Source organism: Anaerosphaera multitolerans (genome assembly GCF_004006535.1).
Taxonomy (GTDB): Bacteria; Bacillota; Clostridia; order Tissierellales; family Peptoniphilaceae; genus Anaerosphaera; species Anaerosphaera multitolerans.
This window is the reverse complement of the sequence record NZ_RLIH01000012.1, coordinates 42,218-62,309: the sequence shown is the minus strand read 5'-3', so window position 1 is coordinate 62,309 and position 20,092 is coordinate 42,218. Positions and strand designations below refer to the sequence as shown.

Genomic DNA, 20,092 nt, shown 5'->3' with positions numbered 1-20,092 from the left:
TAAATTTCTTATTTCGAATTTGGAAACTTGGAAAGATTCCATATTTATCAATAGATTGAAATAGAAAATATTCGTCATACTACTCTGAAATATATCCTAAAGAAAATTAACCAGGATAATCTTTGTATAAATTTCCAATAAGCCTATTGCTATATATTTTAAAATTTCTTAATACATAATTTCCCAGCTTATGAAAGTCACATTTTATTTCTGAAATATTAAAACATCATCAGTAACAAAGATTAAAGCTATATTGAAGTATTCCTATTAGCTAGTGTTTTTCCACTAAAAATCCCAAATCTCTTAAAATATCTTCAACTTCATCAAGGACTTCCTCACTATTGGCTGAAATCGTGTGGTAATGGTAGCTCTTTGTAAGATTTTTCAAAGGACTGCTCACTCCCGATTTAATCTCAGCTATTAATTTATCAACGTCTCTTCTGGATTTAATATTTAAGTCCGCCTTTATAAGCCCATACGCCCTATGGCGAATAAATACATCTTTAACTTCAGCCCCCAAATCCACAATTGCATATAATTCCCTTGCAATGTCGTTGTCGGAGTGAAGTACTTTAAATGTCCTGCTATGCCCTTCTTCAATTAACAGTTTGTACCCGCGATTTGTTGATACTATTAAATGTCCTTTAGCTTTTAAAAGAGCTATATCTTGAACTATAACCTGTCTTGAAACGCCAAAATTTTTCCCAAGTTCCCCACCTGAAATTGCCTTTGGACTGTTTTTTAAAATTTCAATTATTCCAGCTCTTCTTTCTTTATTTTCAATCATTTTAATACCTTTAAATTTTTCATTGATAAATCCAACACTTTATATGAATGAGTTGGAGCTCCTGTGGAAATATAATCTAAACCGAGATTTCTATAGTTTCCTATATTTTCCAAAGTTATATTTCCGGAGCATTCAATTTCCGCTTCCTTATTAATTAAACTTACTGCTTTAGCCACTTCATCTATACCCATATTATCCAACATTATAATGTCCGCCTTGGCTTCTAAGGCCTCTTTCACCATTTCAATATTCTCAACTTCCACTTCAATTTTTCTTATAAAAGAGGTATATTCTCTTGCACTTTCCACAGCCTTTTTAATAGAGCCTGCCGCCGCTATATGATTATCTTTTAAAAGGACTCCGTCTGACAGATTAAAGCGGTGATTATATCCTCCTCCAACACGTGTGGCATATTTTTCAAAAACTCTCATGTTGGGTGTTGTCTTTCTAGTATCCACTATTTTTACTTTGGAATCATCCAAGGCTTTTACCATTTCGGCGGTATAGGTTGCAACTCCGCTCATACGCTGCAGATAATTTAAAGCAACTCTTTCCCCAGTCAGAAGAATTCTAACATCACCTTTAACTATGGCAACCTTTTCTCCAGCACTTACTTCATCTCCGTCAACTGCAAATTTTTCCACTTTGGTTTTTAAGTCAAGTAAGTGAAATATCCTTTCAAATACATATAACCCTGCTATAACTCCCTTTTCTTTAGCATAGAGAGTAACTTCACCAATGGTACCCTCTTTTATTATACTGTTTGTGGAAATATCCTCCACACTTACGTCTTCCTTCAATGCCTGTAACAACAATTCATCAATAACTATATTATTTAATTTTGGCAAGTTTGTCAATTTTTATTACCTCCCCAATAACTTCACTGTTCCTATATGAATCTAAATTATTTATTTTAAAGTTCCCCTTGTATTCTTTTACATACCTTGAATTTGCAATTGATTTTGCAACTCTTTTTGCATAAACTACACTTTCCAGTAAAGAATTACTTGCAAGACGATTTTCGCCGTGTACTCCTGTGCAAGCTACTTCACCTACTGCATAGAGTCCCAACATACTTGTCCTTCCAAATAAATCAACTTCTATTCCTCCCATAGTATAGTGTTGCGCCGGTACAATGGGAACATCTTCATTGTAAGGATCTATTGCCATGGACTTTAACTGTTCATATATTTTAGGAAATCTCTTTTCAATATCAACTTTTATATTAGATAGACGTAGCCACTGATGAGACACTTCCTCTTTTTTCATTTCTCTAATAATAGCTTGAGACACTATGTCTCTGGGATTAAGTTCATAGGTAAATCTTTCTTTTTTATGGTTTAGTATTATTGCACCTTCACCTCTTAGAGATTCGGAAATTAAAAATTTTCTCTTATCTCCTTCTTCATATAGGGCAGTGGGATGAATTTGAACGTAGGAAATGTCTTTTAATCCTACCTTGTGTCTTATTGCAAGTGCTATACCATCTCCCCTAATATGGGAATAATTTGTGGAGTTTTTATATATTCCTCCAATTCCTCCCGTTGCCAGTACTGTCTTTTTACCCCTTATTAAAATATTTTCCCTTCCCCTTGCATATATCCCGTAACACACTTTATTGTGAATTAATAAATCCTCCATTGTGTATTTTTCCAAAATTTTAATTTTAGAGCAAGCTTTAACTTTTTCTATTAAAGCCTCCATTATTGCCCTACCTGTATAATCTCCACAGTAGAGTATTCGATTAACGCTATGTCCTCCTTCTCTGGTATAAGAATATTCTCCCTTTTCCCTTTGAAATTTCGCACCGTAACCCACCAAAGTCCTTATGGCATCTTGGGATTCATCAATTAGTATTTCTACAGCCCTTTTATTATTTTTATAATGTCCCGCCTTAAGCGTATCCTCAAGGAATACTTTTCTATCTTCGACACTTTTCATCACTGCCATTCCACCTTGAGCCAAGTAGGAATTACTGTCCTCAAGGAATTTTTTAGTTATTAAAACAATATTGTCAAATTCCTTGGAAAGCTCCAAGGCACAAGTTAAACCTGCAACACCTGAGCCTACAACTACGACGTCCCCATAAAATACGTTCACGCCTAAACCCCCAACTCCAACATTCTCTCCAAGGGTTTCTTGGCTTTCATTGCAACGTCGGAATCCACAAATACTTCATTTTTTTTATTTGCAGCCACTTTTCCCGCCTGCTCCAAAGTCAATTTTTTCATATCTGCACATATCATACCTTTTACAAAGTGAAACTTTTTATTGGGATATTTCCGCTGCAGTTCATATTCTATTCCCCGTTCCGTCACTATTATAAATTCTTCTGACTTGTTAAGCCCTGTTTCTTCTATAATGCCACTGGTACTTCCCACATAGTCCGCCAATTCCAAAACTTCTTCCCTGCATTCAGGGTGCGCCAATACAGGAGCCCCTTTGTAAATACTTTTCATTTTTATTATTTCCTCTGCACTTATCTTATTATGCACCGGACAGTAACCATCATTTGCTATAATATTTTTTTCCGGAACGTACTTTGCAACATAGTTAGCTAAATTACCGTCTGGAATAAAAAAGATATTTTTTTCAGGCAATTTTTTTACTACCTTAACCGCATTTGAAGATGTAACACATATATCGCTATACGCTTTTATTTCAGCTGTGGAGTTTATATAGCAGACCACCGACAAATCCTCTACTTCCTCTCTCATTTTCTTTATCCTTTCAACTCTTACCATATGTGCCATTGGACAGTCTGCATCATCTCTTACTAAGTACACGCGTTTCTTCGGATTTAATATTTTTACACTTTCCGCCATAAAGTAAACACCTGCCACTATAATGTGCTCCTCCTGTAATTTCCTTGCCAACTGTGCTAAATAAAAGGAATCCCCAATATAATCGGCCTTCTTTTGAATTTCTCTATTCACATAATAATGCGCCAACACAACCCTACTATCATTTTTAAAATTATGTAATATTTCTTCTTCCATTTTCACCAATCCTTTTAAATAATAGTCTGATTATAACATTATTCCTCTTTGGTGACAAGACATATGCATTTACATATAAACTTGTACTTTAAAAAAGACGTTACCCAACTACTGTAACGTCTCTTTATCTTAAATAATTCCGCGAATATCTGAAATGTTATTTAACTTTTCCCTATCTGCATAGTCTCTCATTTTATCTATTATATCCAAGGAGATTGAAGGTTTTATAAAACTTGCCGTACCTACTTGTACTACTGTTGCCCCGGCCATTATAAATTCCACCGCATCTTCCCAAGTTGTTACTCCTCCAAGTCCCATTACAGGTATCTTTACCGCCTTTGATACTTGGTTTACCATCCTTAGAGCTATGGGTTTTATTGCAGGGCCCGATAAGCCTGCATAGCCATTGTCAAATACAGCCTTCTTATTGTCTATGTCTATTGCCAGTGCCAAAAAGGTATTTACCAGTGATACTCCATCTGCTCCCTCCGCTTCACATACTTTTGCCAACTCCACTATGTCCTCAGCATTTGGGGAAAGTTTTACTACCAACTTGTGTTTACATATTTTTCTTATGGTCTTTATTACTTCTCCTGCTATGTCACACTTTACTCCGAAGTTCATTCCCCCTGCTTTTACGTTGGGACAGGAGATGTTAAGCTCCAATATATCAAGGTCTACTTCATTTAACAGCCTAACTCCTTCAACATAGTCCTCTATGGAATGTCCTCCAAGGTTTACTATGTTTACAAGGTCAAGTCCATTTACCCAGTCCAACTCTTCTTCTATAAATCCTTTTACTCCGGGATTTTCCAATCCCACACTGTTCATCATTCCGCTTGGTGTTTCCCATATTCGGATTCCGTCATTTCCTCCTCTCGGATTTAATGTAAGTCCCTTTGAGGAGATTCCACCTACTTTTTCAAGGTCAAAGATGTCCTTGAATTCACGACCGAAACCACAGGTTCCCGATGCCAGTACTATTGGATTTTTAAATTTAACTCCTGCAAATTCCGTACTTAGTAGATTTTTCATATTTCAAATACCTCCTTTGCACTAAAGATCGGACCGTCCTTACAGACTTTTTTATTACCTTCTGTGGTCTTACATGTACATCCGAAACAAGCTCCCACTCCACAGGCCATTCTACTTTCCATTGACACTGTAAGTCTATCTTCCACACCTACTCTCTTACACTTTTCATAAAGGACCTTCATCATTATCTCAGGTCCGCAGGTAAAGATATGGTCGTAGTTTTCTACTTCTATATCATCTGTTACAAATCCGCCTACGTTTATTTTTAAGTTGTCGCAGACTTTGCCGTACTCTTCCTCTAGCAATGCTACGTCACTAAAGCCCAAGTAGATGTCTATTTTATTTTCAGGATTTAGTTCCTTTAGTGTCTTTGAAGCAAGGTAAAGTGGAGCTATTCCCACTCCTCCGCCTACCATGGCTATTTTCCCCTCCACTTCGGGAAAACTTTCGCCAAGAGGTCCTTGAAGGGTTATTTCATCACCGGGTTTTAATTTTGCAAATAATTCCGTTCCCTCTCCCACTACTTTATATAAAAAGGAGATGGTTTTTCCGTCTGAATCGTAAATACTTATAGGTCTTGACAGTAGGGGATAGTAGTCCCACGATCTCAACATATAGAACTGGCCCATTTTTACTTCTTTTTCCTCTTTTGCCTTTAAAAGATAAAAGTCCTTTGAAAGCTTTTCATTAGAAATTATATTTCCCATTTAACTCTCCTTATATTTTACTTATATTTCCAAAACCTTCCGGTAATGTATTCTTATTTTCCATTAACGATATTACCACTAATAAAATTATATTTATAAAAAACGCCCACATAAATCCAGGCCATCCCAAAGGAGTGATATTTAAAATTCTCGTGCCGAATAAAATTACAGTTCCAACTGTAAGTCCAACGGCAGCTCCCTTTTTACTTGCCTTACTCCAGTAAAGTCCCGCTATAAAAGGAGGGGCCAGCTGTGCAAGTCCGGTATAGGCCACATCTTGTACCACTTGAACTAAAGTTTCAGGAGGTCTTAATGCTATAATAGCACAAACTATTGATATTATAAGAACTATTATACGTGAAATAAAAATATTTTGTTTATCTGAAACCTTGTCCTTCCTACCAAATAGAACCAAGTCCTGAGATACTATTTGTGAAGATACCAGCAACATTGCATTAATTGTAGAAGTTCCGGCAGATATTGCCGCCGCCATTACAAAAGCTGCAACTAACCAGCTTGAATACTTTGTCATCATCAATGGAAGCACGTTGTCGGCAGCTGTAAGTTCACTTGGATTTATTAATATATGTCCTGCAAGACCTATAAACAAAGCTGAAAAAGCATAGATTATAACCTGAGATACGGGTATACTAATTGCCGAACGAGCCAACGCCCTTTCATCCTTTGCCATTAGCGACTTGTTCCAAATATGCGGACATAGCCAAATTCCAAAAGGCAGAACAATAAACTGCATAACCCAGTATTTATCGTTGTAAAGACCTTGAGGTCCCGGACGACTTAACAACTCAGGCATAGTAGCAGCTGTAGTTTCAAAAAGAGCTTTAACTCCTCCTACAGGTTTTAGAGCTATAAAAGCCGCAACTACCATTCCCACCATTAGTATAACCGCTTGAATGGCATCAAGTAAAACCACTCCGCTTGCCCCGCCGATAAGTACGTATAAAAGTGAAAATACCACTGCCACTATTATTGCAAATTGGTAACTTATAAATCCGTCTGTAACTATAGAAAGAGCACGTGCATTTCCCACATACTGCATAGATAAAAAAACCATAGTCATAAGTACTGAAATAATTGAAGCTATTATTTTTAAATAGGAGCTTTGAAATCTATCTTCAAAAAAATCTCCAATTGAAAGATAGCCTCTTCTAAGAGATAACTTTCTAATTTTATTTCCAAAGTAAATTACCATCATTGCAACCCAAACTTGGCTAAGTATTAAAACCATATAGGAGATTCCATGAGTGTAGTACATGCCCGGAGCTCCTAAAAAAGCAAAGGTACTTTGCATTGCTGCAATCATTGTAAGAGGTAGAAGTACTGCACTTACGCCACGTCCGGCCAGGAAAAATCCCACTGCAGTTTCTTCCATTTTCTTCTTTTTATTGTTTACTATGGTTATTGCCAACATAAATATTAAATAACCTATAATGATTAGAAAACTGATTACACCCGTGTTCATTTTTCCTCCTCCTCGTCTTTTTCTCTCTCAGATACCTTTACAAAATGTCTGCTTACAATAAGTACAAATATTAAATTTACCACCATGGAAATCCACCAAAATGCCAAAGGTACCGGAAGCCACCCAAATAAATAGTTTCCACCTTGAGCCGTAAATTTAAAAGGATAGACTCCAAGGAATAACAATACTAAAAAAATCGGTATTATAATTTTGTTTTTCATATTTTCCTCCCCCCATTATCTTCATATACTATATTACCATTGTGAATGGTATACTTTACTTTACCATAGAGTGTATTACCTATAAAAGGCGAATTTTTTGACTTGGATTCAAAGTCTGTTACTTTCCACTGCTCATTATCGTCAAATATTACTAAGTCAGCCACTGCCCCCTCTGCCAAGTACCCCAAGTCAAAGTCATAGAGTTCTGCAGGCGCCACAGTCATTTTTCCCAAAAGTTCGGACATGGTCAAATGTCCTTTTCGAACAAGATTGGTAATTCCCAAAGCAAGGGAGGTTTCCAAACCCATCATTCCACTTGGTGCTTCTTTAATATTTCGATTTTTCTCATCGTCGCTATGAGGGGCGTGATCTGTGGCAATTATATCTATAGTTCCATCCTTTAAACCTCTAATTAACGCATACTTATCTTTTAAAGTTCTAAGAGGCGGATTTAACTTTGCCAAAGTTCCCTTTTCCACCACTGCATACTCTGTAAGAGAAAAGTGTTGAGGTGTTACTTCAGCCGTAACCTTTGCTCCCATTTTTTTTGCAAGTCTAATAACTTCTACAGACTCCTCTGCACTTACATGCTGAATGTGAACCTTGGCTCTGGTATCTAAAGCTATCATTACATCTCTTGACACCATTGAACTTTCCGAAACATTTGGAGCTCCTTTAAAACCCAGTTTATTAGATACTATTCCATTGTTAATCCCTTGAACTCCAATAAGGGAAATGTCCTCCTCATGTAAACTTATAGGTACATTGTGTTTTTTTACTGCCAACATTGCCCTATGTAGAAATTCCGAATCCATTAAGGGAATTCCATCATCGCTAAAACCCACTGCTCCCTTTTCCAAAAGTTCTCCCATATCCGTCAGCTCTTCACCTTTTAAACCCTTAGTAACTGACGCAACTGTCTTTACATTTATTAACGCTTTATCACCCTTTTCCACCACATATTTTAAAGTCTCTACATTGTCAATTACAGGATTTGTATTTGCCATTGCAACTACAGTGGTAAAACCTCCCTTAGCTGCGGCTTTCGCCCCGCTTTCAATGTCCTCCTTATAGGTAAAACCCGGATCTCTAAAGTGGACATGTACATCAATTAGTCCGGGAGCGATTATTAAACCTTCTCCATCAATAACCTTTTCATACTCCTCAGTTACTTGAAATCTACCGATATACTTAATTTTATCTCCTTCCAGTACAATGTCTCTCATTTCATCCAATCCGGTTTTAGGATCAATCACCCTACCTCCCTTTATTAAAATCATTTAATCCTCTCCTTCCCTCAAATTAAAATCTCCCTTTAAATATTCATAAATTACACTTGCACCGTCACAAATACTTGCAATGTCTGTAAATTCATTTTTATTATGACTTATACCGTCTTTACAAGGTATGAAAAGCAAAGCAGTATCACATATTCTCGTCATTTTCATAGCATCATGACCTGCACCGCTGACCATTCTTCTATAGGGGTAGCCCAGTTCTTCAATTACACCTTCCAACTTGTCCTGCATCTTGCTGTCCATTTCCACAGGATCGGATCCTCCCAGTCTTTCCCTTATAAATTGCAACCCTCTTCGCCTGCATATTGACTTGCCTTCTTCGTAGATGTGATTTTCCATTCTATTTAAACTTTCCATGTCAATTCCTCTTGTATCTACTTGAAGCTCAACTTCTCCCGGCACTACATTTAAAGCGTTGGGCATATTTTTAACAACTCCGGTAGTTGCTACGGAATGTAAAACCGACTCCTCTAAACCTATTTTTTCAATTTCCAAAATTATTTCGGCGGCGCCACACAAAGCATCTTTTCTAATATTCATCGGTGTCGCTCCTGAATGTTCGGATTTCCCCGTAATGTGATACTTAAACCTTCTTGGCCCTGCAATAGTGGTAACTATTCCTATTTTCTCACCATGCTTTTCTAAAACCCTTGCCTGTTCAATATGCACTTCCAAATACTTTTTTACACCTTTAATTATTTCAGGTTTAAAGCTGTATCCCTTTTCTTTAAAAATTTCTCCCAGAGTTCTTCCGTCTTTTCCGGTTAAAGCTGCAAAATCACTTCCATTTCCGCTGGTAATTAATTCACTTCCCATAGTTGATACCCCAAAGTTACTGGATTCTTCACATCTAAAAGCCACAGTCTTTAAGGGAATTTTTAAGTTATCTTCCTTTGCCCACTTCATTACCAAAAGGCCGGCCAGTACTCCCGCAACTCCATCATACCTTCCTCCATCTACAACCGAATCTAAATGGGAGCCGATTAAATAATATTCGTCAAAATCTCCATTGGAAATAAAACCATTTCCCACCTGATCTACTGATGAAGTAAAACCCAATTCTTCGGCAGATTTAAAAAAAGTTTTGTGCATCAAGTCCTCAGTTTCACTGTAACCCAATCTGGTAACGCCTCCGGTCTCAATTGCTCCAATACTGTAGAATCTCTCAAACAGCTCTTCAACATAGTTAATGTCCTCTAATGAGTATCCCATATTCTCACTCCTTTATAGTATTTATTTAAAATTGGAATTGGAAAATTTAAAAAACTAAATCTCCAGATTTCCTCTGCAAATAAATTTACAAAGTAAACTTGGAGATTCTATACAATTATATGAGATTGTTATTAGTAAATATTCTAATATGTAGGTTAAACTTTACAAACTCTTCTATTGAGAAAATTCATTATAACCTAATTAACTATCTATTTCAAGAGAGTTTTTAATAACCACTATCTGAAAACGTTATACTAAATATAGCTTGAATCTATAAAAATAAAAAAGTAAACACAACTGTTTACTTTTTTAACTTCATTTAAATTTAACCGTTAATCCAACTTTCATCACTTGGATCTTTTCTCCATTTTAAAAGCTTGTCAATTTGACTTTCCTCAATATATTCTGTTTCATGGGCAACTTCTATAAGCTCTTCAAAATTAGTAAGTGAATAGTACACTATATCGTTAAGTTTGAAATTCTCTTCAGCCTTAGGTAGATTGTAGGTAAAAATGGAAACTATTCCCAACACATCAAAACCCGCTTCTCTAAGTGCAAGTGCCACCTCTATTGAAGATCCTCCAGTAGAAAACAAATCTTCCACAACTACTACCTTTGCACCTTTTTTAAGTTTACCTTCGATTTTGTTTTGTTTGCCGTGATCTTTTTTAGAAGTTCTTACAAACCCCATTGGCAAACCCATCTTATCGGCTACAATAGCAGCGTGGGGAATTCCGGCAGTAGCTGTACCCATAAGATATTCCACATCTTTAAATTTATCAGCTATTAAATTCTTTAGCGCTTCTTCAACTTCATCTCTTTGTTCAGGATATGATAAAATCAATCTATTGTCACAGTATATCGGCGATTTTATACCAGATGCCCAAATATAGGGTTCATCCGGTGAAAGAGTTACAGCTTTTATATTTAATAATATATTTGCAATATTTTTCATCTTACTCTCCTAAAAACATTTTTTTAATCTTATGGTAACTTGCCACGGGATCTTCCGACTTGGTAATTGACCTTCCCACTACTATATAGTCACTTCCAAGCTCCCTTGCATCACTTGGAGTAACCACTCTCTTTTGGTCATCCTTTGAATCTTCAGCAAGTCTTATTCCGGGAGTTACAGTTAAAAATTCATCTCCCAATTGTTTTTTTATTTCTGGAACTTCAAGGGCGGAACATACTACTCCCTTTAATCCGGATTTTTTTCCAAGCTTTGCATAGTCCAAGACCAATTCATTTAAATTAATGTCTTCTCTAATTTGAAGCTCATTATGAATTTGTTCCTCTGTCATAGAAGTTAATATAGTTACTCCTATTGGAATTACATCTACGTTAGATTCCTTTATTACATCCACAGCCTGAGCAAGCATTTGGTACCCTCCTGCAATGTGGAAATTAATCATATCTACATCTAAGCTGATAAGTGATTTTGTAGCGTGTGCCACTGTATTTGGAATGTCATGAAGCTTAAGGTCTAAAAATATCTTATGCCCCATCTTTTTAATTTCTCTTACAACGTCAAGACCTTCCTTGTATAAAAGCTCCATCCCAATTTTTAAGTACATTTTCTCATTAAAATTCTCTAAAAATTTTAAAGTTTTTTCACTGGAGTCAAAGTCCAATGCTATTATTACATCTTTCGCCATAGTCCGCCTCCTTATATTCTTAATAGATTTTACCATAAGACTTAAAGTTTTTGTATATTAAAAAAAGCGGAAAATATACTTTCCGCTTTCAATTTAATTTAATTTTACTGCAGTTCCCGATACAGATAACATAAGCATGTTACCTTGACCAAGTACTTCATAGTCAAAGGAAATACCTATAATTGCATCGGCACCCATTTTCTCTGCCCTCATTACAATTTCATCTAAACAGTCATCTCTCATAGCAATGACTTCATCTTCATATCCTGCACTTCTACCGCCCACAATATTTCTAAGACCGGCTCCTATATCTTTTACAAAATTAATTCCATTTACCTGTTCTCCAAAAACCAATCCCAAATATTTTGTAACTTCTCTTCCCTCTATATTATTCGTAGTTGTAAGTATCATAGTATTCTCCTATTTTGAAGCTTTCATCTGCAAGTAATCATTAATAAACTCATCTAAGTCTCCATCCATAACTCTGTTTACATCACCTATTTCCGTATTGGTTCTATGGTCTTTAACCATAGTGTAGGGTTGAAATACATAGGATCTGATTTGAGAACCCCAAGCTATTTGCGAATAGTTGCCCTGTAAGTCTTCTATTTTTTCTTTTTTCTCTTCTTCAGCCAAGGCTATAAGTTTTGCCTTTAACATATTCATTGCCTGTTCTCTATTTTGAATTTGAGATCTTTCATTTTGACACTGAACTACTATTCCTGTTGGAATGTGAGTAATTCTAACTGCGGAATCTGTTGTATTAACGTGTTGTCCACCTGCTCCCGAAGATCTATAGGTATCAATTTTTAAATCTTCATCTTTTATTTCCACTTCAGTAGTTTCATCTAAAACCGGATATACATCAACTGAAGAAAAGGAAGTGTGTCTTCTCTTATTTGAATCAAAAGGAGAAATTCTCACTAATCTATGAACTCCTTTTTCAGCTTTAAAGTAACCGTAGGCATTATCTCCCATAATTTTTAAAGTTACGGATTTAATTCCCGCTTCTTCTTCTTTTAACAAGTCTAAAGTTTCTATTTTATAACCTTTTTTCTCCGCATACCTTACATACATTCTGTAGAGCATACTTGCCCAGTCCTGAGCCTCCGTACCGCCGGCACCGGCGTGAATGGAAAGTATACAGTCATTGGAGTCATACTCTCCGTTTAAAAGAGTTTCCAGCTTAAAATCCTGAGACAGCTTTTCAATTACATCTAGCTCCCCTTTAAATTCATCATAAAAGGAATAGTCCTCTTCCAACTCCATTAATTCCAAAAGATCTTCTTCATCATTGATTTTTTTAATTAAGTTGTCAAACTTATCAACTTTGGATTGGTAGTGATTTTGCTCTCTAATTACCTTTTGAGCTCTCTCACTGTCGTCCCAAAATCCCGTTTCCATTTGAACTTCATTTAACTCTTTAATCTTACTCCTTAAATTAGGTAAGTCAAAGAGATTCACCCAAGCTTTCAACTAAGGATTTCGCCTCGTTAAGGCGCTCCTTTTCCATATATATATTTTGTTCCATAATCTCCTCCTCTATTTATTTCCATTTAACATCGGTTTTGCAAAAATCATCTTACCTGCTGCCGTTTGAAGTACACTGGTTACCATAACATTAATAGTCTCTCCCAAGTAACCCTTTCCCGATTCAACTACTATCATAGTACCGTCATCTAAGTATCCTAAACCCTGTCCCTGTTCCTTTCCAGTTTTAACTATTTGAATGGACATTTCTTCTCCAGGTAGGTATACAGGTTTTACGGCATTGGCAAGTTCATTTATATTTAAAACCTCAAGCCCTTGTACTATTGCAACTTTATTTAAATTGTAGTCATTAGTTACTATTTTTCCACCCAAGTCCTTTGTCAATTGAAGCAGTTTAGAATCAACTTCGTTTATTTCATCGTAAGGAGCTTGATGAATTACAATATCCAATCTTTCATTTTCCTGCATTTCTTTAATTATGTCCAAACCTCTCCTGCCTCTACTCCTCTTAAGTCCATCTGAAGAATCGGCAATATGTTGAAGCTCTTCCAAAACAAAGACAGGAATAACTATTGAACCCTCTAAAAAATTTGAAGTGCATATGTCCCTAATTCTTCCATCAATTATTACTGATGTATCTAAAATTTTAGGAATGCCCTTCAATTTGCTGCCCTTTATTTTTTCCTTAGTTCCCGTACTTTTTATTGTTCCGGTTAAGTCTCTTATCCTCAAGGTTAACTTTTCCCTATTGGCAAGTCCCATCTTTAATCCCAAGTAGCCCATTATAGCGTAGACTATAATTGAGACGGCAGGTGCTAAATAGGGAATTGGAATTAAATTAATAGGTTGGCTTATAAAAAAAGCAATTATTAAGCCTATAATCAAACCTACAGATCCCGAAATAATTTCCGAGACCGTCTTTGCCTCCAAGATTTTTTCTAAAATATCAAGTCCGTTTTTAATTACCTTAAATACCTTTGGAGATAAAAAAAAGAATATAATTGCAAAAATAACAATAATAGAAACATTAGCTGCTAAAACTATGCTTCTACTAAAGCCTAAAAAAATTCCCGTGTATCTTAACAATTCAAAACAGACTATTCCCAATCCAACGCCTATAGATGTAAATAAAAACTTAAATACCCTGCTGGCTATCTTTCCATTATTAATAAGAACCCCTCCTCTTCTACATATTTTTAAAACTTTAACTTTCCATAATTATATGATCAACGAGTTCAGACATTTCATCTATACTCTTACCATATACCAAAACCATTTCAGATATAATAATTTGTCTTGCTCCTAGAAGCATTTTTCTTTCACCGGTCGAAAGTGTTTTCTCTTCATCAAGCTTTTCCAAACATCTTACTACCTTAGCTATTTCTTCAACATTTCCGGTCTTAATTCTGTCCATATTATACCTATATCTTCGATTCCAATTTGTGGGCATATCAATTTCATCATCAACTTTTAAAACATCCAGAACTCTATTCATTTCTTCAATGTCCAAAACTTCTCTTACCCCTACTTCTCCCGCATTTAATACAGGTACCATTACTTCCATATCGTTAATAGGCATTTTAAGCACATAGTATCTTCTTATTTCACCTAAAATTTCACGATCTTCAATTGCAACTATAATACCCGCACCATGCATAGGATAAACAACTTTATCACCTATATCAAACATATTATCCCTCCTGAAAATACGCCCAATATAAGTATATCATATTTTAATTGAAATAAATTAATAATTTTATCACTAATAGGTCAAAAAGTAAAGTTTATTTCAACTTTATTTTATTTTATCAAGCGACTATTAAAATAACAAGTGAAATACTTGTTAACTTGTCAAGGATATTACTAAGAAAACTTAGAATTTATTTAATAATTACATATAAAACTTAAAGTAACCTTGAAATATAAAAAAAAGAGCCCACGGCTCTTTTAAAAGTACTTAATTACATCTAGGATAGTCTTGCACCTATATACTTTCATTTCTTTAAAGTCTTCAAACTTCGTACTTACTTCAGGTATAAAAGCTCTTTTAAAACCCATTCGTCTAGCTTCTTTAAGTCTAAGCTCCATTGACGGAACGGATTTCAGCTCGCCTGTTAATCCCACATCACCTATAAATACCGTTGAAGTATCTATGGCAATGTTGTTTCTCGCGGAAAATATACTCATCATTACAGCTAAATTTGAGGCCTGTTCCTTTAACTTTATTCCGCCGGTGGTCTTTACTACTATGTCCTTGTCCATCAATCTTAAATTGGCCCTTTGTTCCAAAATTGAAATTAATGTGTTTAAGTGTTCCCTTCTCATACACTCTCCAATTCTAGAAGGATAGGGTAAAAAGGACTGGGAGGAAAGAGCTTCTATCTCTAAAATTATAGGCCTTGTACCCTCTCTTATTACACTTAAAGCCGAACCGGGAAGTTCACTGCCAGCCTCTCTATAGGTCATAAAATATTCCGACGGATTGTCCAGTGACCTTAGCCCTTTTTGTGTCATTAAGAAAAATCCCATTTCGCCTGTGGAACCATATCTGTTCTTTGTAGTAAGTAGACTTCTCAATTCTTCATTTCCGTCATTTTCAATAAGCAATACAGTATCAACTAAGTGTTCTAAAGCTCTTACTCCGGCAAGCTCATCCTGTTTGGTCATTTGCCCCACTAAAAAAACCATTCTAGGCCTTTTAACATCTTTGGCTATCTCCACCATTTTATGCGCACATTCCATTACCTGTGTGGGGGTTCCGGCTCTTGAAGTCAGTTCTCTTAAAGTAAAGGTTTGAATTGAATCTAAAATTATAAAGTCAGGATCAATTTTTTCAATTTCCTCCAATACATTATCTAATACTGTATCTGAGTAGACATATATGTTTTCAGAAATTTCATCGGTAATTCTAATAGCTCTTTGCTTTATTTGAACTTCGGATTCTTCTCCTGAAGCATAAAGCACTTTAAAGCCCGACTTACTTAAATCGTTAGCAACCTGCAAAAGCAAAGTTGACTTACCCGCTCCCGGTTTAGCAGTTAGAATGGAGATGGAATCTCTTACGATTCCACCTCCCATTACTCTATTAAACTCTTCAATAGAAGTCTTAACTCTAAATGAACCCTTGTCCTCAATGTTCAAAAGCTTTTTTGCACTATTCTTTTTTACTGCTTTTACTGCACCCGGACTTTCACTTACTTCAATTTCACTAATTGTATTCCACTGATTACACTGTGGACACTTCCCAAAAAAACCGGGTGATATATAGTCGCAATTACTGCACTTGAACACTGTCTTTTTCTTCATTTTTTACCTCAGTTAACACTTTAACTATTAATTTTCTATTAAAGTCAACTTCAATACTATCTCCCTTGCCAAATTCGCCTTCCAACATCTTTTGTGCAAGTTCATCTTCAATATAGTTCCTTATGGCACGTTCTAAAGGTCTAGCTCCAAAATCAGGATCAAAGCCTTTGGAAGCTATATATTGAACAACTTTATTGGTAAACTTAACTTTAATGTCCATATTTCCAAGTCTCTCTTCAAGTTTTTCAAGCATTAAGCCTACAATGCTGGAGATTTCCTTTTGACCTAATTCCTTAAAGACAATTACTTCATCAAGTCTGTTTAAAAACTCAGGCCTGAAAATATCCTTTAAAGCACCGTTTATTATTTCCTTCATCTTTTCATATTCTTTTTTACTAGTATCTTCTACTGAAAATCCAATCGTCGCCTTTTTCTTTAACATACTTGCTCCGGCGTTGGAAGTCATAATAATTACAGTATCCTTAAAGCTAACGGTCCTTCCCTTTGAGTCTGTAAGTCTACCGTCATCTAAAATCTGTAACAAGACATTAAATACATCCGGATGCGCTTTTTCAATTTCATCAAAGAGCACCACGCTGTAAGGGTTAGTACGTACGGCATCTGTAAGCTGTCCGCCTTCATCATAACCCACATATCCCGGAGGTGAGCCTATTAACCTTGAAACTGTATGTTTCTCCATATACTCCGACATATCTATACGAATCATATTATCTTCACTGCCGAATAATTCCTTAGCCAGCATTTTAGCCAAGTAAGTCTTGCCCACTCCCGTAGGTCCTACAAATATAAAGGAGCCTATTGGTTTATCAGGATCTTTAAGTCCCATTCTTGCTCTTTTTATTGCTTTTGAAAGAGAGTCTATAGCTTCATCCTGTCCCTTTACGAAATGTTTTAAATTCTTTTCCAAATTTAACAGCTTTTCATTTTGCTCTTCAGTCATTTTAGTTACAGGTACCTTACTCCACTCTGAAACTATTTGAGCTATATTTTCATAGGTTACTACTGTCTTGCCAAGACTTTCCTTGTATTCTTTTTCCTTTTCTTCCAATTCTTCTCTTAGAATTCTTTCCTTGTCTCTAATTGAAGCTGCCAGTTCAAAATCTTGAGAATCTATGGCATTGTTTTTTTGCTCCTCCAGCTCACTTAATTTCTCTTCATACTCATACTTATATTCAGGAGTTTTGTAGGAATTTACCTTTAACTTAGATGATGCCTCATCAATTAAGTCAATAGCTTTATCAGGTAAAAATCTATCTGTTAAATATCTGTGGGATAATTTTACTGCTGCATCAATTGCCTCATCACTGATTAAAACATTGTGATGTTCCTCATATTTATCCTTAAGCCCTTTGATAATAGTTATGGAATCCTCAACAGTAGGTTCCTCAACTAAAATAGGCATTAATCTTCTTTCAAAAGCCGTATCTTTTTCTATATGCTTCCTATATTCATTTATAGTAGTAGCTCCGATTATTTGAAGCTCTCCACTTGTAAGCATTGGTTTTAATATATTTGAAGCGTCCATTGCACCTTCAGCGGAACCCGCCCCAATTATTACGTGAAGCTCATCTATAAATAATATTGTATTTTCACTTTCAATACTCTCTTTAATAACGGACTTTAATCTCTCTTCAAAGTCCCCTCTATACTTTGCTCCGGCAATTAAGCCTGAAACATCTAAAGTTCTTATCACCTTATCGGCTATAATTTCAGGCACATCACCTTCAACTATTTTTTGTGCTAAGCCTTCTGCTATTGCAGTCTTACCTACGCCTGGTTCTCCTATTAAAACGGGGTTATTTTTCTTTCTTCTAGATAAAACTTGAATTACTCTTTTTATCTCTTCTTCTCTTCCGATTATAGGGTCAATTTTTCCCTCAGCCGACTTTTCATTTAAATTAACTGTAAATTTATCTAAAGCTTTGTTTTGTCTTTCTTCTTCATCGCCTTCATATCTCTCATCATAGGAATTTAATATAGTATTTTCCAGAGCTGCACTGTCTATTCCCATTCGTTTTAGAATTAATACAGCAACTCCGTTACCCTCTCTTAAAATTCCCAGTAACAAGTGATCTGTCTCAACGTAGTTTTCTCCTTCTTCCCTTGCTGCTTCAAAGGACAATTCAAATATTCTCTTAGTCCTTGGAGTATAAACTAAATTGGAACTTGTAACCTCCTGTCCCTTTGCCACTACTTCGTAGGTTGCCATTTTTAAACTATCATAGCTTATTCCAAGAGAATGTAGTATTTTAGCTCCTCTTCCTGTAGATTCTCTAACTATTCCCAAAAGCAAGTGCTCCGAACCCACATAGTTGTGTCTTCCCTCTCTTGCTTCATTTTGTGCAAATAATATGGCCTTTTGACTTTTTTCTGTAAATCTAGCAAACATACCCATTAAAAGACCTCCTTCATCATCTTTCTTATATTATTGGCCCTTAAAATATTTCTGGATTTAACATCCAACAACGAGCCTCTTTCAATTTGTAAATGTCCATTTTTAAATTTATTAATGGTTTCCATTAACTCAATGTCCTTTTTAGGTTTGAGTATACTTAACTCTATACCCAAAAACAAGTCCGACATCTTACTAATCATTTCTTCCTCATCTATAATTCTACAATATTTTAAAGTGGCATAGGCTCTATTAACTAAATCCTCTAAATCGATAATTCTCTCAAGGTATAATTTTTTTCTGTTTTGCTCCTCCATATCCACTACTTCTTTTAAAATATTTGTAAACTTATCAATATATTCCTCTTCCCTTTGCCCTATAGTTCTATCGGGAGATATCCTAAAAATAGAACCCACAAACTTTGAGCTGCCATTAGTAAAGGGCGTTGCAGAATAACCCAATCTCTTTAAACTACTTAAAATTGAATTTGCACCAAGATAATCTGTAGCAGGAAGGTGCACTATAGATTCTAAAACCATTCCTGTTCCACATCTCTGAGGATTGGAAGTTAAATAACCGAAATCCTCTCTATAAGCATAGATTAACTTGGAGTCAAGTAGATCATCAACCTTTGATACTTCCTCATAAATTTCTTCAAAATTTAACTCATCAGAAGATTTTGTAATCATAATATGATCTTCGCCATTTAGTAATACAGCAGGACTTCCTTCCTGTAAAAAAACCGCACTTAGCTTTTCATTTTCCAAAACTCCAGCAGTAATTTTACCCTCTTCAAAAAGATCTAATTTTTCAAAGGAATTTAAACCCTCAATAGTAAATTTCTCGTAGCCTTCCTCTAATAGAGGAACTGATACCTCATCCACTATTTCCTGTGCTTCTTCATAGTTTAATTTACTTGGAAAATTATATCCGCTTATATTTCTATAAAGTTTTATCTCTGAATTGAGTAATACCTTCATTATTTTCCCCTTAACTCTTTTAATTTATCTCTTAATACTGCAGCTTCTTCATATTCTTCAAGCTCAATGGCAACGCTTAATTTATCTAAAAGCTCATTTTCTTCTCTTTTGGAAATTATTTCACTCCCTGCTCCTACAGGAATTTTACCCTTATGTCTTGAAGAGGATGTGAAACTTGAAAGCATTTCTTCTATTTCCTCTTTAAATTCCTCATAACACATTTCACAGCCCAACTTATTATTTTCTAACTCTGCAAAAGTTGTTCCACAGTGTTTACAACTCTTATTTGGAGTGCTATTGTTAAACTTTCCTGTTAACTTAAAGAGATCTTTTAAAAAGCTTTCCATTTTTTCACTTACAGCATTGTTAAAAACCAAGTCTTTTTTCATCTTTTCCTCTGCACACTCTGCACAAAGATGAACTTCTTCTATATCATTTCCCTGCATCTTCGTATATGCAATTATCGCTTCTCTTTTTCCACAGCTATCACAAAGCATAATAT

General features: G+C 35.5%; 20 protein-coding genes. All 20 read right to left on the bottom strand.

What is annotated here, in order from left to right; genetic code table 11:
- Nucleotides 1-271 precede the first annotated feature (271 nt).
- Entirely contained in the window at nt 272-787 is a 516-nt protein-coding gene (locus tag EF514_RS08320; protein WP_127724980.1) for a transcription repressor NadR, read from the bottom strand.
- Nucleotides 784-1,644: a carboxylating nicotinate-nucleotide diphosphorylase gene (gene nadC / locus EF514_RS08315; RefSeq protein WP_240649043.1), complete on the bottom strand. Its 861-nt coding sequence runs from the start codon at nt 1,642-1,644 to the stop codon at nt 784-786. Before nadC ends, EF514_RS08320 begins: the two co-directional genes overlap by 4 nt.
- Complete coding sequence (locus tag EF514_RS08310) at nt 1,619-2,887, bottom strand: L-aspartate oxidase (RefSeq protein ID WP_127724979.1); 1,269 nt, start codon at nt 2,885-2,887, stop codon at nt 1,619-1,621. Before EF514_RS08310 ends, nadC begins: the two co-directional genes overlap by 26 nt.
- Nucleotides 2,888-2,889: 2 nt before the next feature.
- A complete protein-coding gene (gene nadA / locus EF514_RS08305; protein ID WP_127724978.1) occupies nt 2,890-3,786 on the bottom strand; it encodes a quinolinate synthase NadA in 897 nt (298 codons plus the stop codon).
- A 129-nt stretch (nt 3,787-3,915) separates the two neighbouring features.
- Nucleotides 3,916-4,821, bottom strand: coding sequence for a dihydroorotate dehydrogenase (locus EF514_RS08300; RefSeq protein ID WP_127724977.1), 906 nt, complete (start codon nt 4,819-4,821; stop codon nt 3,916-3,918).
- The gene (locus tag EF514_RS08295; protein WP_127724976.1) at nt 4,818-5,528 is read right to left on the bottom strand and encodes a dihydroorotate dehydrogenase electron transfer subunit; all 711 of its coding nucleotides are present in this window, start codon (nt 5,526-5,528) and stop codon (nt 4,818-4,820) included. Before EF514_RS08295 ends, EF514_RS08300 begins: the two co-directional genes overlap by 4 nt.
- A 10-nt stretch (nt 5,529-5,538) precedes the next feature.
- Entirely contained in the window at nt 5,539-7,011 is a 1,473-nt protein-coding gene (locus EF514_RS08290; protein WP_127724975.1) for a sodium:solute symporter family protein, read from the bottom strand.
- Nucleotides 7,008-7,232 (bottom strand): hypothetical protein, encoded by a 225-nt coding sequence (locus EF514_RS08285; protein ID WP_127724974.1) that lies wholly within the window; start codon nt 7,230-7,232, stop codon nt 7,008-7,010. The genes EF514_RS08290 and EF514_RS08285 overlap by 4 nt, the downstream gene beginning before the upstream one ends.
- Nucleotides 7,229-8,512 (bottom strand): dihydroorotase, encoded by a 1,284-nt coding sequence (locus tag EF514_RS08280; protein ID WP_127724973.1) that lies wholly within the window; start codon nt 8,510-8,512, stop codon nt 7,229-7,231. Before EF514_RS08280 ends, EF514_RS08285 begins: the two co-directional genes overlap by 4 nt.
- Nucleotides 8,513-9,742 carry a M20 family metallo-hydrolase gene (locus EF514_RS08275; protein WP_127724972.1) on the bottom strand — a complete coding sequence of 410 codons (1,230 nt, stop codon included), beginning with the start codon at nt 9,740-9,742 and terminating at the stop codon, nt 8,513-8,515.
- A 325-nt stretch (nt 9,743-10,067) separates the two neighbouring features.
- The gene (gene pyrE / locus EF514_RS08270) at nt 10,068-10,697 is read right to left on the bottom strand and encodes an orotate phosphoribosyltransferase (RefSeq protein ID WP_127724971.1); all 630 of its coding nucleotides are present in this window, start codon (nt 10,695-10,697) and stop codon (nt 10,068-10,070) included.
- Between the two features lies 1 nt (nt 10,698).
- A complete protein-coding gene (gene pyrF, locus EF514_RS08265) occupies nt 10,699-11,400 on the bottom strand; it encodes an orotidine-5'-phosphate decarboxylase (protein ID WP_127724970.1) in 702 nt (233 codons plus the stop codon).
- Nucleotides 11,401-11,493: 93 nt separating this feature from the next.
- Complete coding sequence (locus tag EF514_RS08260; protein ID WP_127724969.1) at nt 11,494-11,811, bottom strand: YbjQ family protein; 318 nt, start codon at nt 11,809-11,811, stop codon at nt 11,494-11,496.
- 9 nt (nt 11,812-11,820) lie between these two features.
- Nucleotides 11,821-12,931 (bottom strand): peptide chain release factor 2 gene (gene prfB, locus EF514_RS08255; RefSeq protein WP_127724968.1). Its coding sequence is split into 2 segments (ribosomal slippage): nt 11,821-12,852 and nt 12,854-12,931, totalling 1,110 coding nucleotides; the frame shifts between segments, so codons are not numbered across the junction.
- An 11-nt stretch (nt 12,932-12,942) separates the two neighbouring features.
- Entirely contained in the window at nt 12,943-13,998 is a 1,056-nt protein-coding gene (locus EF514_RS08250) for a PIN/TRAM domain-containing protein (RefSeq protein WP_276317182.1), read from the bottom strand.
- 97 nt (nt 13,999-14,095) lie between these two features.
- A complete protein-coding gene (locus EF514_RS08245) occupies nt 14,096-14,581 on the bottom strand; it encodes a CarD family transcriptional regulator (RefSeq protein ID WP_127724966.1) in 486 nt (161 codons plus the stop codon).
- Between the two features lie 257 nt (nt 14,582-14,838).
- Nucleotides 14,839-16,197: a DNA repair protein RadA gene (radA, locus tag EF514_RS08240; protein WP_127724965.1), complete on the bottom strand. Its 1,359-nt coding sequence runs from the start codon at nt 16,195-16,197 to the stop codon at nt 14,839-14,841.
- Nucleotides 16,166-18,613 carry an ATP-dependent Clp protease ATP-binding subunit gene (locus EF514_RS08235; protein WP_127724964.1) on the bottom strand — a complete coding sequence of 816 codons (2,448 nt, stop codon included), beginning with the start codon at nt 18,611-18,613 and terminating at the stop codon, nt 16,166-16,168. Before EF514_RS08235 ends, radA begins: the two co-directional genes overlap by 32 nt.
- Nucleotides 18,613-19,590 (bottom strand): ATP--guanido phosphotransferase, encoded by a 978-nt coding sequence (locus EF514_RS08230; protein ID WP_127724963.1) that lies wholly within the window; start codon nt 19,588-19,590, stop codon nt 18,613-18,615. The genes EF514_RS08235 and EF514_RS08230 overlap by 1 nt, the downstream gene beginning before the upstream one ends.
- On the bottom strand, nt 19,590-20,087 hold the full coding sequence (locus EF514_RS08225; protein ID WP_127724962.1) for a UvrB/UvrC motif-containing protein: 498 nt from the start codon (nt 20,085-20,087) through the stop codon (nt 19,590-19,592). The genes EF514_RS08230 and EF514_RS08225 overlap by 1 nt, the downstream gene beginning before the upstream one ends.
- Between the last annotated feature and the right edge of the window lie 5 nt (nt 20,088-20,092).

Excerpts from the sequence above, each read along its gene's own strand:
- EF514_RS08320 (WP_127724980.1), bottom strand. The coding sequence starts at position 787 with ATGATTGAAAATAAAGAAAGAAGAGCTGGAATAATTGAAATTTTAAAA.
- nadA (WP_127724978.1), bottom strand. The coding sequence starts at position 3,786 with ATGGAAGAAGAAATATTACATAATTTTAAAAATGATAGTAGGGTTGTG.
- EF514_RS08300 (WP_127724977.1), bottom strand. The coding sequence starts at position 4,821 with ATGAAAAATCTACTAAGTACGGAATTTGCAGGAGTTAAATTTAAAAAT.
- EF514_RS08295 (WP_127724976.1), bottom strand. The coding sequence starts at position 5,528 with ATGGGAAATATAATTTCTAATGAAAAGCTTTCAAAGGACTTTTATCTT.
- EF514_RS08290 (WP_127724975.1), bottom strand. The coding sequence starts at position 7,011 with ATGAACACGGGTGTAATCAGTTTTCTAATCATTATAGGTTATTTAATA.
- EF514_RS08285 (WP_127724974.1), bottom strand. The coding sequence starts at position 7,232 with ATGAAAAACAAAATTATAATACCGATTTTTTTAGTATTGTTATTCCTT.
- EF514_RS08280 (WP_127724973.1), bottom strand. The coding sequence starts at position 8,512 with ATGATTTTAATAAAGGGAGGTAGGGTGATTGATCCTAAAACCGGATTG.
- EF514_RS08275 (WP_127724972.1), bottom strand. The coding sequence starts at position 9,742 with ATGGGATACTCATTAGAGGACATTAACTATGTTGAAGAGCTGTTTGAG.
- pyrE (WP_127724971.1), bottom strand. The coding sequence starts at position 10,697 with ATGAAAAATATTGCAAATATATTATTAAATATAAAAGCTGTAACTCTT.
- pyrF (WP_127724970.1), bottom strand. The coding sequence starts at position 11,400 with ATGGCGAAAGATGTAATAATAGCATTGGACTTTGACTCCAGTGAAAAA.
- EF514_RS08260 (WP_127724969.1), bottom strand. The coding sequence starts at position 11,811 with ATGATACTTACAACTACGAATAATATAGAGGGAAGAGAAGTTACAAAA.
- EF514_RS08245 (WP_127724966.1), bottom strand. The coding sequence starts at position 14,581 with ATGTTTGATATAGGTGATAAAGTTGTTTATCCTATGCATGGTGCGGGT.
- radA (WP_127724965.1), bottom strand. The coding sequence starts at position 16,197 with ATGAAGAAAAAGACAGTGTTCAAGTGCAGTAATTGCGACTATATATCA.
- EF514_RS08235 (WP_127724964.1), bottom strand. The coding sequence starts at position 18,613 with ATGGGTATGTTTGCTAGATTTACAGAAAAAAGTCAAAAGGCCATATTA.
- EF514_RS08230 (WP_127724963.1), bottom strand. The coding sequence starts at position 19,590 with ATGAAGGTATTACTCAATTCAGAGATAAAACTTTATAGAAATATAAGC.
- EF514_RS08225 (WP_127724962.1), bottom strand. The coding sequence starts at position 20,087 with ATGCTTTGTGATAGCTGTGGAAAAAGAGAAGCGATAATTGCATATACG.